This window comes from Neotabrizicola shimadae (assembly GCF_019623905.1).
In the GTDB taxonomy this organism is placed as follows: domain Bacteria; phylum Pseudomonadota; class Alphaproteobacteria; order Rhodobacterales; family Rhodobacteraceae; genus Neotabrizicola; species Neotabrizicola shimadae.
Genome location: NZ_CP069370.1, coordinates 1019251 through 1033866, shown reverse-complemented (window position 1 = coordinate 1033866; position 14616 = coordinate 1019251). Strand labels below are relative to the sequence as shown.

18 protein-coding genes are annotated in these 14616 nt (G+C 65.8%); 9 read left to right on the top strand and 9 right to left on the bottom strand.

From position 1 onward, the window contains the following. The first annotated feature begins 42 nt into the window (after nt 1-42). The 6 genes from JO391_RS04880 to JO391_RS04855 all read left to right on the top strand — a co-directional run bounded on the left by JO391_RS04880 (nt 43) and on the right by JO391_RS04855 (nt 5692). Nucleotides 43-1173 (top strand): hypothetical protein, encoded by a 1131-nt coding sequence (locus JO391_RS04880; protein ID WP_259444826.1) that lies wholly within the window; start codon nt 43-45, stop codon nt 1171-1173. 197 nt (nt 1174-1370) lie between these two features. Next, complete coding sequence (locus JO391_RS04875) at nt 1371-2231, top strand: ATPase (RefSeq protein WP_220663068.1); 861 nt, start codon at nt 1371-1373, stop codon at nt 2229-2231. A 47-nt stretch (nt 2232-2278) separates the two neighbouring features. After that, entirely contained in the window at nt 2279-3202 is a 924-nt protein-coding gene (gene metA, locus JO391_RS04870; RefSeq protein ID WP_220663067.1) for a homoserine O-acetyltransferase MetA, read from the top strand. After that, on the top strand, nt 3192-4151 hold the full coding sequence (locus tag JO391_RS04865) for an alpha/beta fold hydrolase (RefSeq protein ID WP_220663066.1): 960 nt from the start codon (nt 3192-3194) through the stop codon (nt 4149-4151). The genes metA and JO391_RS04865 overlap by 11 nt, the downstream gene beginning before the upstream one ends. A gap of 52 nt (nt 4152-4203) precedes the next feature. Further along, a complete protein-coding gene (gene ppk2 / locus JO391_RS04860; RefSeq protein WP_220663065.1) occupies nt 4204-5079 on the top strand; it encodes a polyphosphate kinase 2 in 876 nt (291 codons plus the stop codon). 1 nt (nt 5080) lies between these two features. After that, complete coding sequence (locus tag JO391_RS04855; RefSeq protein WP_220663064.1) at nt 5081-5692, top strand: TetR/AcrR family transcriptional regulator; 612 nt, start codon at nt 5081-5083, stop codon at nt 5690-5692. Between the two features lie 151 nt (nt 5693-5843). Here the strand turns inward: JO391_RS04855 and JO391_RS04850 are convergent, their stop codons facing one another. The 5 genes from JO391_RS04850 to JO391_RS04830 form a co-directional block, all read right to left on the bottom strand. Beyond that, complete coding sequence (locus tag JO391_RS04850) at nt 5844-6920, bottom strand: ABC transporter ATP-binding protein (RefSeq protein WP_220664448.1); 1077 nt, start codon at nt 6918-6920, stop codon at nt 5844-5846. A 17-nt stretch (nt 6921-6937) separates the two neighbouring features. Then, nucleotides 6938-7744, bottom strand: a complete 807-nt coding sequence (locus JO391_RS04845; protein ID WP_220663063.1) for an ABC transporter permease — start codon at nt 7742-7744, stop codon at nt 6938-6940. Next, on the bottom strand, nt 7745-8632 hold the full coding sequence (locus tag JO391_RS04840; RefSeq protein ID WP_220663062.1) for an ABC transporter permease: 888 nt from the start codon (nt 8630-8632) through the stop codon (nt 7745-7747). 329 nt (nt 8633-8961) lie between these two features. After that, nucleotides 8962-9222 carry a hypothetical protein gene (locus JO391_RS04835; RefSeq protein WP_220663061.1) on the bottom strand — a complete coding sequence of 87 codons (261 nt, stop codon included), beginning with the start codon at nt 9220-9222 and terminating at the stop codon, nt 8962-8964. 197 nt (nt 9223-9419) lie between these two features. Further along, nucleotides 9420-10820, bottom strand: coding sequence for an aminotransferase-like domain-containing protein (locus JO391_RS04830; protein WP_220663060.1), 1401 nt, complete (start codon nt 10818-10820; stop codon nt 9420-9422). An 85-nt stretch (nt 10821-10905) separates the two neighbouring features. Between JO391_RS04830 and JO391_RS04825 the strand changes: the two genes are divergently transcribed. Beyond that, nucleotides 10906-11121 (top strand): DUF1127 domain-containing protein, encoded by a 216-nt coding sequence (locus JO391_RS04825; protein ID WP_220663059.1) that lies wholly within the window; start codon nt 10906-10908, stop codon nt 11119-11121. Between the two features lie 153 nt (nt 11122-11274). On the opposite strand, the gene rpsI is transcribed toward JO391_RS04825, so the two are convergent. The 4 genes from rpsI to JO391_RS04805 all read right to left on the bottom strand — a co-directional run bounded on the left by rpsI (nt 11275) and on the right by JO391_RS04805 (nt 13064). After that, nucleotides 11275-11766 (bottom strand): 30S ribosomal protein S9, encoded by a 492-nt coding sequence (gene rpsI, locus JO391_RS04820; protein WP_220663058.1) that lies wholly within the window; start codon nt 11764-11766, stop codon nt 11275-11277. 2 nt (nt 11767-11768) lie between these two features. Then, nucleotides 11769-12233 carry a 50S ribosomal protein L13 gene (gene rplM, locus JO391_RS04815; protein ID WP_220663057.1) on the bottom strand — a complete coding sequence of 155 codons (465 nt, stop codon included), beginning with the start codon at nt 12231-12233 and terminating at the stop codon, nt 11769-11771. Nucleotides 12234-12504: 271 nt separating this feature from the next. Beyond that, nucleotides 12505-12735, bottom strand: coding sequence for a hypothetical protein (locus JO391_RS04810; protein ID WP_220663056.1), 231 nt, complete (start codon nt 12733-12735; stop codon nt 12505-12507). Further along, on the bottom strand, nt 12735-13064 hold the full coding sequence (locus JO391_RS04805) for a TraR/DksA family transcriptional regulator (protein ID WP_220663055.1): 330 nt from the start codon (nt 13062-13064) through the stop codon (nt 12735-12737). The genes JO391_RS04810 and JO391_RS04805 overlap by 1 nt, the downstream gene beginning before the upstream one ends. 145 nt (nt 13065-13209) lie before the next feature. Here JO391_RS04805 and JO391_RS04800 point away from each other — a divergent pair, with 145 nt between their 5' ends. Then, nucleotides 13210-14073: an MBL fold metallo-hydrolase gene (locus tag JO391_RS04800; RefSeq protein WP_220663054.1), complete on the top strand. Its 864-nt coding sequence runs from the start codon at nt 13210-13212 to the stop codon at nt 14071-14073. Between the two features lie 111 nt (nt 14074-14184). Continuing rightward, a complete protein-coding gene (locus JO391_RS04795; RefSeq protein ID WP_220664447.1) occupies nt 14185-14613 on the top strand; it encodes a protein tyrosine phosphatase family protein in 429 nt (142 codons plus the stop codon). The last annotated feature ends 3 nt before the right edge of the window (nt 14614-14616 follow it).

Sequence of the window (14616 nt, the reverse complement as noted above, 5' to 3'; positions counted from 1 at the left end):
GGACAGCGCGGCGCGAAAGCCGTGCATCTGAGGGAGAAAAACGTGAAGACTTCGCTCGTGGCGATCAGCGCCGTGCTTGGCGCAGCAGGCGCAGCCCATGCCGGCGGCATCGACCGGTCAACGCAATCGGCCATGCTCCTGTTCGAACAGGGCAACTACGCCGAGTTCACACTCGGTACACTTGTCCCGGACGTGTCCGGGGTCGAGGTCAGCCCGTTCCTGGGCAACCAGTCTTCGGGCAGCATGGCCACCGACTACACCCTGTTCAACGGTGGCGTGAAGTTCGACATGCCCAACGGGTTCTCGGGCGCCGTCATTCTCGACAAGCCCTTCGGCGCCGATGTCGATTATCCTCTGGACACCGACTATTTCGCCGAAGGCTCGACGGCCACGCTCGACACCGGATCGATCACAGGCCTGCTGCGCTATACCACGCCTGATCAGATCAGCGTCTTTGGCGGTGTCCGGTACCAGACGCTTTCGGCCGATGCGCTGATCCCCTTCGTCACGGCTGGCAAGGGCGTGCCCTATCCCGGCGCGCCGTACGAAGCCTCTGGCGACGAAAGCGGCGAGTTCGGCTATGTCGTTGGCGTCGGCTGGGAAAAGCCCGAGATCGCGGCCAAGGTCGCGCTGACCTACAATTCGGCCATCGACTATGAGATGGCCACCTCGGAAAGCTCGGCCATCGGCTCGCTGGACAGCACCACGCCGGTGACCACGCCGCAATCGGTGAACCTGGATTTCCAGACCGGCGTGGCGCCCGGCTGGCTGGTGTTCGGTTCGGTCCGCTGGGTCGATTGGGAGCAGTTCGAGATTGCGCCCGAGATGTATGCGCAGCTGACCAACGGCGCCGCGCTCGTGTCGTACAACGGCCCGACCACGACATCGACCATCGGCGTCGGTCACCAGTTCAACGAAACCTGGTCCGGGGCCGTGACCTATACCTATGACACACCGCTGAGCGGCTATCAGTCGAACCTGAACCCGATCAACGGCTACAATGCCGTGGGCCTTTCGGCGACCTACACCTCCGGCCCGTTCAAGGTGACCGCGGCCGCGCGCTATTACGCGCTAGGCGATGCGGAGACGGCGGTCGGGCAAATCGCCCCGGCGGCCAACTTCGAAGACAACGACGCGATGGCCTTCGTCCTGCGCGTGGGCTACTCGTTCTGATCCAGGCAGGGGGCCGGCCCGGTCCGGCCCCCCTGCCGCGCGGCCCCTTTCAATTGTGTATCACAGAGCCCGTGAGGCATCGCCGGGATCTGTCGGATCATCCTGACGCGCAGCATTCAAGGGCCAAAGCACGCAAGAAACCGCGTGAATCCGTCGCCGCCCCGCGCTAACAGACGGCATATGGGCGAGAGGCGGGCATGATCTATCCAACGGGCGCAGAATGGCGGGCGGCAAAGGCAAAGCGGGTGCTGCTGTTCGGCATGTCCGGGTTGGGCAAGACCTACCTGTCCAACATGCTGCGCGACCAGGGGCACTGGTTCCATTACTCGGTCGATTACCGCATCGGCACCCGCTACATGGACGAATACATCGCCGACAACTTCAAGCGCGAGGCGATGAAGGTCCCGCTGCTGCGCGAGTTGTTGATGTCGGACTCGGTCTACATCGCCTCGAACATTACCTTCGACAACCTGGCGCCCCTGTCCACCTATCTTGGCAAGCCGGGCGATGCGGCCAGGGGCGGCCTGCCCTTTGCCGAATACTGCAAGCGGCAAGAGCAGCATCGGATCGCCGAGGTTGCGGCCATGCTGGACACCACGCATTTCATCGACCGGGCGCACGACTTGTACGGCTACGATCATTTCGTCTGCGACAGTTCCGGCTCGATCTGCGAGGTAGTCACGCCCGAGGATCCGAAAGACCCCGTGTTGTCAGAGCTTTCCAGCCACCTCCTGATGGTCTGGATCAAGGGGGACGAGGCGCATCGCGCCGAACTGATCCGCCGCTTCGACCGTGCGCCAAAGCCGATCTACTACCAGCCTGGCTTCCTGCAAGACCTGTGGGACGCCTATCTGGCGCAGGAAGACCTGCCCGCCGACCGGGTTGACCCCGATACCTTCCTTCGGTTCGGCTATGCCCGGCTCTTGAACCACCGCCAGCCGCGATACGAGGCGATGTCGCGGTGGGGCGTGACTGTCAGCGCCGATGAATTGGCGACTGTCCGAAACCCCGAGGACTTCGACAACCTCATCGCCCGCGCCATCGACCGCACCCGTTGAACCCAACGCCGATCCGGCCTAGATACGGCTCCCCCAAGGAGTAAGCCATGCCCATCACCCTGCCCGCCACCCTTCCCGCCTTCGACGTTCTGCGGAACGAAGGCGTGATGGTGATGTCGCCCGAACGCGCGGCGCGGCAGGACATCCGGCCGCTGCGCATCGGGCTGTTGAACCTGATGCCGAAGAAGATCCAGACCGAGAACCAGTTCGCCCGCCTGATCGGGGCGACGCCTCTGCAGATCGACCTGCAGCTGATCCGCATGACCGAGCATCAGACGAAGAACACCGCCGCCGACCACATGGCAACCTTCTACCGCCCCTTCCAGGAGGTGAAGGCCACCGGCGAAAAGTTCGACGGCCTCATCATCACCGGCGCTCCCATCGAGCATCTGCCTTTCGAACAGGTCACCTACTGGGACGAGTTGTGCGAGGTCATGGCCTGGACGCAAAGCCATGTTCATTCCACCTTCGGCGTCTGCTGGGGCGGCATGGCGATGATCTACCATTTCCACGGCGTGCAGAAGCACATGCTGGACCACAAGGCGTTCGGATGTTTCCGGCACCAGAATCTTGCGCCCACCTCGCCCTACCTGCGCGGCTTCTCGGATGACTTCGTGATCCCGGTCAGCCGCTGGACAGAGATGCGCCAGGCCGAGATCGACGCAGCACCGGGGCTGAAGACGCTTCTGGGGGCGCAGGAGACCGGGCCCTGTCTGGTGGAAGATGCAGGGCACCGCGCGCTGTATATCTTCAACCATTTCGAATACGACAACGAGACGCTGAAGCAGGAATACGACCGCGACGTGGCGAACGGCACGCCCATCAACGTGCCGATGAACTACTATCCGGACGACGATCCGTCACGTCCCCCCTTGAACCGCTGGCGCAGCCACGCTCATCTTCTTTACGGCAACTGGATCAACGAGATCTACCAAACCACGCCGTTCGAGATGGAGAAGATTGGCAACTAGCCTCATCCTCGGCGCGGCCGCCCTTGGCGGCAGCGGGCTTCTGACGTCCCGGCGCGCGCGTGAACGCGAGCGCGCCGCAGAGGCGGCTTACCCGCCCATCGGCCAACTTGTGCCAGTGGGCGGCGGCATGGTCCATGCCCATGTCATGGGCTCGGGTCGCGACATCGTGCTGCTGCATGGCGCCAGCGGCAACATCCGCGACTTCACCTTTGGCCTTGCCCAGACCCTGGCCCATCAGTTCCGGGTGATCCTGCTGGATCGCCCCGGCCTTGGCTGGTCTTCGGACATGGGCCCGGACGATCAGGCACCTGCGGCTCAGGCCCTGCACCTGATGCAGGCGGCCGAAGTTCTGGGCGTGCGCCGCCCGCTCGTCCTGGGTCACAGCTACGGCGGGGCAATCGCCCTGGCCTGGGCGCTGGAGGCGCGCGGCGCGCTTGCGCCAGCGGCCGTCGTGGTGCTGGCCGGCGCCTCGATGCCCTGGGAAGGCGGGCTGGACCGCTGGTACACCTTGACCGGCCACCCGGTCATTTCGCAGCTGGCCGTGCCGGCCATCGCCGCCTTTGCCACACCCGCCCAGATAGAAGCCTCGATCACGGGCATCTTCGCGCCCGATCCCGTGCCGCCAGGCTATGCCGCACATTTCGGGGCGGGCCTCACCCTGCGGCGCTGGTCGCTGATGGCCAATGCCCGCCAGGTTCGCGGCCTGAAACCCCACCTGCGCCAGATGGCCGGGATGTATCCGGGTCTGCGGATGCCGGTCGAGATCGTCCATGGAACATCGGACGGCGTCGTACCGGCGGACATTCATGCCATCCCGCTGGCTCGGCTGCTCCCATCCGCCAGGCTGACCCTGCTGCCGGATACCGGCCACATGCCGCACCACACCGCACCAAAGCCTGTGATGGACGCGATCCGCCGAGCCGTCGCCGCGAGCGATGGCGCAGGATGATTGCGGTGCCGCCACCAATCGCCATACTCGGCGCAAAGAGGGGAGGGTGAGCATGGATTTGCCGTTCGACGGAGCGATCACGCGGTACTTCAAGGAAGGCGCACCGAAGGAGGTTCGAAAGGCTATCGAAGAGGCGGACAAGGACGACATCCTCGACAAGACCTACCCCTACCGCGAGGAGATGGCCAAGACGGACTACGAGGACCGGATGGAGGCGCTGCAGTTGCAGCTCGTCCGGATGAATGCCGACATCAAGGCCACCGGCAAGCGGGTGGTGGTGCTGTTCGAGGGGCGCGACGCCGCCGGCAAGGGGGGCAGCATCGACGCCATGCGCGAGAACCTGAACCCCCGCGTGGCCTCTGTCGTGGCACTGTCGAAGCCGTCCGACCGCGAGGCCACGCAGTGGTACTTCCAGCGCTACGTCGATTGTCTGCCGGCGGCGGGCGAGATGGTGATGTTCGACCGCTCCTGGTACAACCGGGGCATTGTCGAGCATGTGTTCGGCTTCTGCACCCCTGAACAGCGCGTGAGGTTCTTCCAGCAGTTGCCCGGCTTCGAGCGGATGTTCCTTTCTGAAGGCATCACGCTGGTCAAGTTGTGGCTTGAGGTCGGGCGGGCCGAGCAGCTCAAGCGGTTCCTCGACCGCGAGAAGGACCCGCTCAAGCAATGGAAGCTGTCCTCGATCGATATCGACGGGCTGGACAGGTGGGATGCCTACAGCGAGGCGATCACGGCGACGCTGGCGATGAGCCACACGCCGGAGGCGCCCTGGACCGTGATCCTGTCGGATGACAAGAAGCGGGCCCGCATTGCGGCGATCCAGACGGTGCTGCAGGCGGTGGACTACAAGGGCAAGGATCTGAAGGCCATCGGCGAGGTGGACCGGCGCATCGTGGGCGGTCCCGAGATCCGGCCCAAGAAGGAATGACGTGAAGCGGGGCTATCATCACGGAAACCTGCGGCAGGCGCTGGTCGAGGCGGCGTTGCAGTTGATCGAGGAGACCGGGCCGCAGGGGTTCACCCTGTCGGAGGCCGCGAAGCTGGCCGACGTGACCCCGGCGGCGGTGTACCGGCATTTCGCGGGGCGGGATCAGTTGTTGGCCGAGGTGGCGCGGCAGGGCTATGACATCTTCGGGGCGCTGATGGAGTTCGCCTATGACGGGGGCAAGCCCTCGGCTCTGGCGGCGTTCGAGGCGACGGGGCGGGCTTACCTGGCCTTTGCCCGCAAGTACCCCGGCCACTACAAGGCCATGTTCGAGGCGGGGTTGAGGCTGGCCGATCACCCGGAATTGGCCCAGGTGGCGGCGCGGTCGCGGGAGGTTCTGGAGAAGGCGGCGGAGGGGCTTTGGGCCAACATGGCGCCGGGGCGGCGGCCGCCGGCCAGCATGGTCTCGGCCCATGTCCGGGCCATGAGCCACGGGGTGGTGGAGCTGTACATGAGGGGGGGCGACGGGGCCTCGCCCTTTGCGCCGGAGGACCTGCTGGAGGCCGGGATCGGCATCTATCTGAGGGGGTTGGGGCTGTTGCCGCCGGACCGGTGAGGGAAGGCGTCCGAGCTCGGACACCCCATCACATCAAGCAAAATCAATGGGTTGAAGGCGCGTCTTAACTTGGACTTAACGCTTGTCCAAGGGGATCATGCCCCCTTGCGGGTTGCGGCGCGGAAACCGGGGCGGTTCCCGCGCCAATCGGTCAGCGGAACAGCACCAGCGCGTGCGGGCTCCAGGCGAGGCGGGCGCGGGTGCCGATGTCCAGCACCGGGCGGCCCGGCACGTTACGCATCGAGATGCGGATCGGGTCCTTGGTGCCGTCGATGAGCAGGTCATAATAGGTCATGTCGCCGTAGTAGACGACCTCGGTGACCGTCGCCATGCTTTCGCGTTCGGTGGCGGTCTGGCCTTCGTACAGCAGCGTCATCGTCTCGGGGCGGAAGCCCACGCAGACCCCGTCCTGGCCGGCCGCGCCGCCCGACCGCTCGGCGTCGATCAGCACGCGGCCGAAACCTTCGGCCTCGACCTCGACCCCTGCCGCGCCTTCGCTGATGACGCGGGCCGGCAGGAAGTTCATCGTGCCGATGAAGTTGGCCACGCGGCGGCTGTTCGGGCGGCGGTACAGCGTTTCCGGATCGGCCAGCTGCGCGATTTCGCCTTCGAACATAACGGCGATGCGGTCGGACATGACAAGGGCTTCTTCCTGGTCATGCGTGACCAGAACGAAGGTGATGCCGACCTCGCGTTGCAGGCGGATCAGTTCCATCTGCATCTGTTCACGGATCTTCTTGTCCAGCGCCGAAAGCGGCTCGTCGAGCAGGAGAACCTTCGGCTTGAGGATGAGCGCGCGCGCGAGTGCGACGCGCTGGCGCTGGCCGCCCGAAAGCGCATGGGCGGCTCGGGCGCCATAGCCCTTCAGCCCGACCATGCCGAGCGCCTCTTCCACGGCCTTGGCCTTTTCGTCCTTGGACCGCGGGTCCTTGCGGAGGCCGAAGCCCACGTTTTCGGCCACAGTCAGGTGGGGGAAGATGGCGTAGGACTGGAACACCATGTTGGTGGGCCGCAGGTTTGGCGGCACAGAGGCCATGTCCTTCCCGTCGATCAGCACGGCGCCGGAGGAGATGCCTTCGAACCCGGCGATGGTGCGCAGGAGCGTGGTCTTGCCGCAGCCCGAGGGGCCAAGCAGCGAGAAGAACTCGCCCGCCTTGATGCTGGCCGTGATTCCGCGCAGCGCGTGGTAATCGCCATAGTATTTGTGGACATCCCGGAACTGGATCATGTCGGGCCGGTTGTTGGTCACAGGAAGCCTCCGGTATCCTTGCCGCCGGTCTTGGCGATGCCGCGGCGGCGGAAGTATTCGGCGATCGCGAGAAGGGTGATGGAAAGCAGGACGAGGATCGTGCCGAGCGCGAGGATGACCGGCACCGCCTGCGGGAAGCGGAACTGCGAGAAGATGTAGACCGGCAGCACCGGCTCGGTTCCCGCGATGAAGAAGGAGATGATGAATTCGTCCAGCGAGATCGTGAAGGCGATCAGCATGGACGAGATGATGCCGGGCATGACCAGCGGGAGGACGATAAGCCGGAAGGTCGAGGCCGGGGTTTCGCCAAGGTCCATCGCCGCCTCTTCCATCGACTTGTCCAGCGTCTGGAAGGCCGAGGTCAGGATGGCGATGGAGAACGGCGTACAGACCAGCGTGTGACCGAGGATCACGGTGAAGATCGACAGCTTCACGCCGAGGCCCAGGAGCACCACGAGGAGCGAGATCGCGAGAATGATCTCTGGCAGGACGAGCGGCATCATGATGAGGCCGACGATGCCGCCCTTGAACGGGAAGTTGTAACGCGTGGTGGCGCGGGCCGTGAAGATGCCGAGCGTGGTGGCGAGGATCGACACCGAAACGGCGATAATCAGGCTGTTCTTCACCGCCTGGTGCAGCGGCGGGTTGTTCCACAACCCGTCGAACCACTTGGTGGTGAAGCCCGCCAGCGGGAAAGCCACGACGGCGCTGTCGTTGAAGGCGAAGATCGGCAGAAGCACGATCGGCGCATAGAGGAAGACGAGATAGACGAGCGTGTAGCCCCTGAACCAGCCGGCCTTCATTTACTTGGGCCCCCTCAGGTAGCGGCGATTGAGGAAGAGGAACGCCAGCGCGACGGCTCCGACGATGAGCATGGCCGAAACGGCCACGGCCGAGCCGAGCGGGTAGTTGTCGAGCTTCAGATATTGCAGCTGGATCACGTTGGCGATGAGGCGTCCTTCCGGACCGCCCAGGAGCTGCGGCGTGACGAAATCGCCGATGGTCGGGATGAACACGATCATCACAGCGCCCACGACACCCGGCATGGCAAGGGGCAGGGTCACGCGGCGGAAGGTCGCGAAGGCGCTTTCGCCGAGATCCTGCCCGGCTTCCAGCAGCGAGCGGTCGATCTTTTCAAGGGCGACGAAGATCGGAAGGATGGCGAAGGGCGCATAGGCATGGGCCAGAGCGGTGACGACGGCGCCCATGTTGTAATTGATGGCGGTGATCGGCTCGTCGATGATCCCGAGCGACATCAGACCTGAGTTGATGACGCCGTTGTAGCCCAGGATCACTTTCCAGAGGAAAATGCGGATCAGGTAGCTGGTCCAGAACGGGATGGTTATGAGGAACAGCCAGAGCGACTTGCGCGAGGGCTCGGCGTAGAAGCTGACGTAATAGGCGACCGGGAAGGCGAGGACCACGGTGATGAAGGTCACGCCGATGGAGACGGCCAGCGACTTCAGCATGATCAGCCGGTAGAGCGGATCGGTCCAGGCCTTGATGTAGTTGTCGAAGGTGAAATCGCGGACGATCTCAAGATAGCCGTCCGTGAGGAAGCTGTAGATGACGATCGTGGCGATGGGCATCGCCAGAAGCAGAAGGGCATAGAGCCCCGGCGGTGCGATGAGCGTAAGCCCTGACCGTGCTTCCTTGTCCAGGAAGCCGTCCGTTCCCGTCCCCTGCGCCATCGCGCCCCCTGTCGTCCTGGTGCGGCCTTTGCCGGCCGTCGATTTCGAAGTTTGATCAAATTACGCGAATCCCTCGCTGCATGGCAAGCCGGGATGGGCAGAGGATTGGCTTTGACCGGGCGGCAAGCAAGGAAAAGCGGCGGTGCAGGCATGGTAAAATGAAAAGTGCCCGCGGGGCGGGCACTTGAGGTTCGTGTCAGAGAGTATTGTTATTGTTGTACGTTCCCCTGTCATCGGTCACGGCGGCCTTCTGGCCTGCGGCACGGCTGCCGGAAATGGCGGCAGACCGCTTCGCGGCAGGCACCCGGCCGGGCGCGGCGAATCGGGGGCTATCTTCCCACCGCCTCGATGGCGATGGAGCGCTTGCGCAACTCGTCGTAGAGAGTGGGTAGGACGCGGAGCGCGCCGACCGCGACTTGAAGTGCGTCGGAAAGGCGTTCTTCGTGGCCGGGGCGCACGTCAGCGCGCCAGACCAGACGGCGCGCGACGCCGTCGTCATACACGATCTCTGTACCGCCGGCGCGGGTGCGCCGCCAGCCAAGGAAGTCAGCGCCCCCGTGAGGGGCGTGGAAGGATGCCTGATGTCCCATCTTTGCGGGCCCGATTGTTTTGCTGCTCTGTATTGAAGGTGAGGCGGATCAGGGGTTTGCGTCAACAATCTTGGCGAATGGCGGCGAAATCGCGGCGGGGGCGGCACGTTTCGGCAACAGTTGCCGGGGCTTGGGCGGGGGCGGCCTTGGCGGCGCCTTGAGGTTGCCACAAAGCCGCCACAATCGGGACGAATCGGTCAGACCTCGGCCTCTTGCGGGGGGCGTTGCAGGAGGCGGGCCAGGCGGTCGAGCGCGGCGGTGAAGTCGGGCCAGGGGGCGCGGCCGGCGAGCGCCAGGCGCACGGCATTGGGGGCGCGGATGCCGGGGGCGGCGAATTCGTCGGCGGGGCGGAGGAAGACGCCCTCAGCCTCGGCGGCGCGGGCGAAGGCGGAGGCCTGCCAGCCGGGGCGCAGGCGCAGGTAGAGGAACTGCACGCCGGGCTGCCAGGAGAGATCCTGGCCGTCCAGCGCGGCGACCACGGCGGCAAGGCGGCGGTCCTGTTCTTCCTGCACCAGCGCGCGCAGGCGGCGGGCCTCGCCGCTTTCCAGGAGGTCGAGGGCAAGCTCGGTCAGCGGGCGCGGCAGGGCGAAGAAGCTGTGCTGGGCGGTGAGGCGGCCGGACTGGCCCAGCCCGCGCGGGCAGGCGATGTAGCCAAAGCGAAGTGCGGGGGAGATCGACTTGGACCAGGAACCGACGTGCCAGCAGCGTTCGGGGGCCAGGGCGCGCAGCGAGGGCAGGACGGAGACGGAGAGGGCATAGCAGTCGTCGTCGATGATCTGCAGGTCGTAGCGGCGGGCGATGGCGACGATGGCCTCGCGCCGGGCGGGGGTGAGGCGGGCGGTGGTGGGGTTCTGCGCCTCGGCGGTGAGGCAGAGGACCTGGGCGCCGTGGCGGCGGCAGGCGGCTTCGAGCGCGTCGGGGACCATGCCTTCGCGGTCGGTCTCGATGCCGATGACCTCGGCCCGGGCGAGGCGGGCGGCGTGGCGGAAGCCGGGATAGGACAGGTCTTCGGTCAGCACCACGGGGCGGTCGCCGCGCAGGCAGCACAGAAGAACAAGGCTTATGGCGTTCTGGCCGCCCAGGGTGAGCGCCACGTCTTCGGCGTCGAGGGGACCGAGCGCGCGGTCGGAGAGCCAGTCGCAGATGGCGCGGCGGAGGGGGGCCTCGTCGGTCTGGCTGGGATAGTCGTGCCAGGCGACCGAGATGCCCCGCCCGATGCGGTCGAGCGCGGCGGCGAAGGCCGGGGCCTGGCCGATTTCGGGCAGCGTGGGGGCGCGCATGTTCACCTGGCCGGCCACGTCGCGCGGGCGGTCGATGTGCAGGGGCTGGGTGGGGCCGAGGCGCGGCGCGGCGGCGGCGACGAAGGTGCCGCGGCCCACGGTGGCCGCCAGAAGCCCCTCTTGCGTGGCCTGCTGATAGGCGCGGGCCACGGTGCCGGGGGTGACGCCGATGGCCCAGGCGAGTTCGCGCACGGGCGGCAGGCGGGCGCCGGGGGCCAGTTCGCCCGCACGGATCGCCTCGCGCAGGGCGCGCGAGAGGCCAAGATACTTGGGCCCTGGGAAGGCCGTGAGGTCGGGCGTCCAGTTCGTATCCGTCACAATGTTCCTCTGGCGACTCAATCGCGGGGATTGTATCACTTACTTATCCGAACGACCGAATTGTATCAACACAAAGCAGGACAGCATGACCACCCGCACCCAGACCCCCGCCCTGTTCGCCCCCGGCGCCCCTGCGCTGGTTCGTGCGCGTCAGACCGTGGTCGGGCGCGTGCTTGCCGCCCTGTACCGCCAGCGCACGCGAAACCGCCTGGCGCTGCTGGACGACCGGATGCTGCGCGACATCGGGCTGGACCCCGTCGAGGCAGAGACTGAGATCGCGAAGCCCTTCTGGCGCGACTGACGCGCCCCCAACGAGCTCATCCCCGACTGGGCCGGCGCGTCGCAAGACGGCCGGTCCTTCTTTATGCGCGGGCAAGCGCCCTGCCCTGCGGCCCCGCGCAAATGCGAAGGGCGCGGCCGAAGCCGCGCCCTTGCAGAAGCCATGTGAAGCCGATCAGCGCTTCGAGAACTGGAAGCTGCGGCGTGCCTTGCGCTTGCCGTACTTCTTGCGTTCCACGACGCGGCTGTCGCGGGTCAGGAAGCCCGCGGCCTTGAGCGCGCCACGCAGGGCGGGTTCATAGAGTTGCAGGGCCTTCGACACGCCGTGCTTGACCGCACCGGCCTGGCCCGAGAGCCCGCCGCCGGCGACGGTGGCGTAGACGTCGAACTGGCCTTCCACGTTGGCAACGGTGAAGGGCTGGCGCAAGATCATCTGCAGCACCGGGCGGGCGAAGTATTCCGCCATCGGCTTGCCATTGACCACAACCTTGCCCGAGCCGGGCTTGATCCAGACGCGGGCGACGGCATCCTTGCGCTTGCCGGTCGCATAGGAGCGGCCCAGCTTGTCACGGACGGGAGCGCGGGGAGCGGCTTCCGGGGCAGCGGCTGCAGGAGCGGCACCGGCGACGGCGGCCTTCAGATCGTCGAGAGATTTCAGTTCGGCCATGATCACGCGCTCCGGCTGTTCTTCGGGTTCATCGACTTGACGTCGAGGACGGTCGGCTGCTGCGCCTCGTGCGGATGGGCGGCACCTGCATAGATGCGCAGGTTCGTCATCTGCTGACGGCCCAGGCGGTTGCGGGTGATCATGCGTTCGACGGCCTTTTCCACCACACGCTCGGGGTGGGCGCCTTCGAGGATCTGGCGCGCGGTGCGGCTCTTGATCCCGCCGGGGTGGCCGGTGTGCCAGTAGTAGACCTTGTCGGTGCGCTTCTTGCCGGTCATCTGCACCTTGTCGGCGTTGATGACGATGACATTGTCACCCATGTCCATGTGGGGGGTGAAGGTCGGCTTGTTCTTGCCGCGCAGGATGTTGGCGACGATCGTGGCGAGGCGGCCCAGAACGACGCCTTCGGCGTCGATCAGGATCCACTTCTTCTCGATATCCGCCGGGGTAGCGGTAAAGGTTTTCATGTGGTCGGTCCCATGAGGTCTGGCGGGGGCTTCCCCCCGGAATCTCGGATGGCGGCTTTTCGTTCATTTCGGCGCAGAGGTCAAGCGCGGGAGCTGAGATTAAGTCATTCCATTTCAACAGGTTATGATAAAGGTATCATATTACCCCACAGGAGATCGCGGAAATGGCGTGCCGCCCGGCCAAAAAACGGACGCGCCGCGCGGCGGGGCCGGCGGCGCGGAGGGAGGATGGCTGGGCCGCTGCTCCGGCCCCCTTCCGGGTGAAGAGGCTCTAGACGGGCATGTTGTCGAAGCCTGCTTCCACCGCAGCCTCGACGGCGCGGCGTTCAGCTTCCTGGCGCGCCTCGTCTTCTTCGGAGGGCGCGAGGCCGGGCATCAGGGCGGTCAGGGCATGATATTCGGCCTGAAGCAGTTCAAGCCCCGCCTTCTGGGCCGTCGCCGTGGCCTCGGCAAGACTGGTGGCGAGATCCATCATCGCGCGTGTGGGGTCGGTATTGGTCATCACGTCGCTCCTTTTGCTGCGCAGGTGCGGCAGAATGGCGTCCAGGGGATCAGGTCCAGCCGGTCCTGACCGATCTCGGCGCCGCAAGTCACGCAGAAGCCGTATTCACCCTCTTCGATGCGGTGAAGCGCCGCCTTTATGCCGCGGATTTCCTGCTTGCCGGCGGCGCCCATGTTTTCGAGGACTTCATCGCCCTCACGCTCGGTGGCAAGCTCTTCCCAGTCGCGGGCCTGATGCGAATCGAGTTCCTGCCCGATGCTGTGCAGCCGGCCCGTGAGGTCGGCGAGCCGGGACAGGAGTTGGGCCTTGCGTGTGGCAATGGGGGTCATGGTCTTCTCCGTTCCGGGGTCAGACTAGGCAGAGGGTCCCTGCCCCGCCTTGATGCAGGTCAAGACCGGACGGGAATACACATTCAACGATTGAAATATGACCTCCACCTGCCTATCTTCGCCTCGTGACACCGGGAGAGTGCCGATGAAACCTGCCGTTCATGCCTTCTTCGACGAAGCGACGAACACCATCACCTATGTCGTGCGTGAGCCCGAGGGCCGGGCCTGCGCGGTGATCGATTCCGTTCTGGATTTCGACTATGCCTCGGGGCGGACCGACACACGGTCGGCCGATGCAGTGATCGAGTTCATTCGCGCCGAGGACCTGAAGCTGGACTGGGTGCTGGAAACCCATGTCCATGCCGACCACCTTTCTGCGGCGCCCTATATCCAGGAGCGCCTGGGCGGCAAGATCGGCATCGGCGATCGCATTACCGTTGTGCAGGAGACCTTTGGCAAGATCTTCAACGAAGGCACGCGGTTCCAGCGCGACGGGTCGCAGTTCGACCGGCTGTTCCAGGAGGGCGACAGCTTCATGATCGGGCAGATGCGCGGCGATGTGCTGCACACGCCTGGCCATACGCCGGCCTGCCTGACCTATGTGATCGGGGATGCGGCCTTTGTGGGCGACACGCTGTTCATGCCGGATTTCGGCACGGCGCGTTGCGATTTTCCGGGCGGATCGGCCGAGGTGATGTTCGCCTCGGTGCAGAAGATCCTGGCGCTGCCGGACGAGACGCGGGTGTTTGTCGGCCACGACTACAAGGCGCCGGGGCGCGACGTCTATGCCTGGGAATCGACGGTGGGCGAACAGAAGGCGCGGAACGTGCATGTGGGCGGCGGGCGGTCGAAGGACGAGTTCGTGGCGATGCGCGAAAAACGCGATGCCACGCTGGCGATGCCGCGGCTGATCATCCCGTCGTTGCAGGTGAACATGCGGGCGGGCCAATTCCCCGAGGCCGAGGACAACGGGCAGGTCTATCTGAAGGTGCCGGTGAACGGGCTTTAGGCGCGAGCCAACGGGCGGCTTGATTTTCCGGGCTTGCGTGGTCATGCAGGGAGGGCCGGCGCGGGGAGCCGCGGCGGCGCTTTCGTGGCCGCCTGCCGGAGAACCCTGATGCTGGACATCCGCCCCCTGACCGAAACCTATGCCGTCGCGCCGCAGATCGGGCCGGAGGACATGCAGGCGATCCGCGCAGCGGGCTTTGCGGTGCTGATCGACAACCGGCCCGACCCCGAGATTCCGCCCGAACTGCATACGCCGGTGATGCAGGCGGCGGCCGAGGCGGCGGGGCTGGTCTTCGTGGTGAACCCGATCATCGGGGGCGCGATGACGATGGACAACGTGACGGTGCAGGCCGAGGCTTTGGCGGCGGCACGGGGGCCGGTGCTGGCCTATTGCGCCTCGGGCAACCGGTCGTCGCAGGTCTGGGCGCTGACCCAGGTTGGGGTTCAGCCGGCGGATGAGCTGATCGGGATTCCGGCGCGGTACGGCTATAACCTGGAGCCGCTGCGGGCGCTGATCGAGGATCTGGCGGCGCGGGGCTGAGGG

What these genes read in the sequence shown, in the direction of transcription:
- JO391_RS04875 (WP_220663068.1), top strand. Translation starts at nt 1,371, where the DNA reads ATGATCTATCCAACGGGCGCAGAATGGCGGGCGGCAAAGGCAAAGCGG.
- metA (WP_220663067.1), top strand. Translation starts at nt 2,279, where the DNA reads ATGCCCATCACCCTGCCCGCCACCCTTCCCGCCTTCGACGTTCTGCGG.
- ppk2 (WP_220663065.1), top strand. Translation starts at nt 4,204, where the DNA reads ATGGATTTGCCGTTCGACGGAGCGATCACGCGGTACTTCAAGGAAGGC.
- JO391_RS04850 (WP_220664448.1), bottom strand. Translation starts at nt 6,920, where the DNA reads ATGATCCAGTTCCGGGATGTCCACAAATACTATGGCGATTACCACGCG.
- JO391_RS04845 (WP_220663063.1), bottom strand. Translation starts at nt 7,744, where the DNA reads ATGAAGGCCGGCTGGTTCAGGGGCTACACGCTCGTCTATCTCGTCTTC.
- JO391_RS04840 (WP_220663062.1), bottom strand. Translation starts at nt 8,632, where the DNA reads ATGGCGCAGGGGACGGGAACGGACGGCTTCCTGGACAAGGAAGCACGG.
- JO391_RS04835 (WP_220663061.1), bottom strand. Translation starts at nt 9,222, where the DNA reads ATGGGACATCAGGCATCCTTCCACGCCCCTCACGGGGGCGCTGACTTC.
- JO391_RS04825 (WP_220663059.1), top strand. Translation starts at nt 10,906, where the DNA reads ATGACCACCCGCACCCAGACCCCCGCCCTGTTCGCCCCCGGCGCCCCT.
- rpsI (WP_220663058.1), bottom strand. Translation starts at nt 11,766, where the DNA reads ATGGCCGAACTGAAATCTCTCGACGATCTGAAGGCCGCCGTCGCCGGT.
- rplM (WP_220663057.1), bottom strand. Translation starts at nt 12,233, where the DNA reads ATGAAAACCTTTACCGCTACCCCGGCGGATATCGAGAAGAAGTGGATC.
- JO391_RS04810 (WP_220663056.1), bottom strand. Translation starts at nt 12,735, where the DNA reads ATGACCAATACCGACCCCACACGCGCGATGATGGATCTCGCCACCAGT.
- JO391_RS04805 (WP_220663055.1), bottom strand. Translation starts at nt 13,064, where the DNA reads ATGACCCCCATTGCCACACGCAAGGCCCAACTCCTGTCCCGGCTCGCC.
- JO391_RS04800 (WP_220663054.1), top strand. Translation starts at nt 13,210, where the DNA reads ATGAAACCTGCCGTTCATGCCTTCTTCGACGAAGCGACGAACACCATC.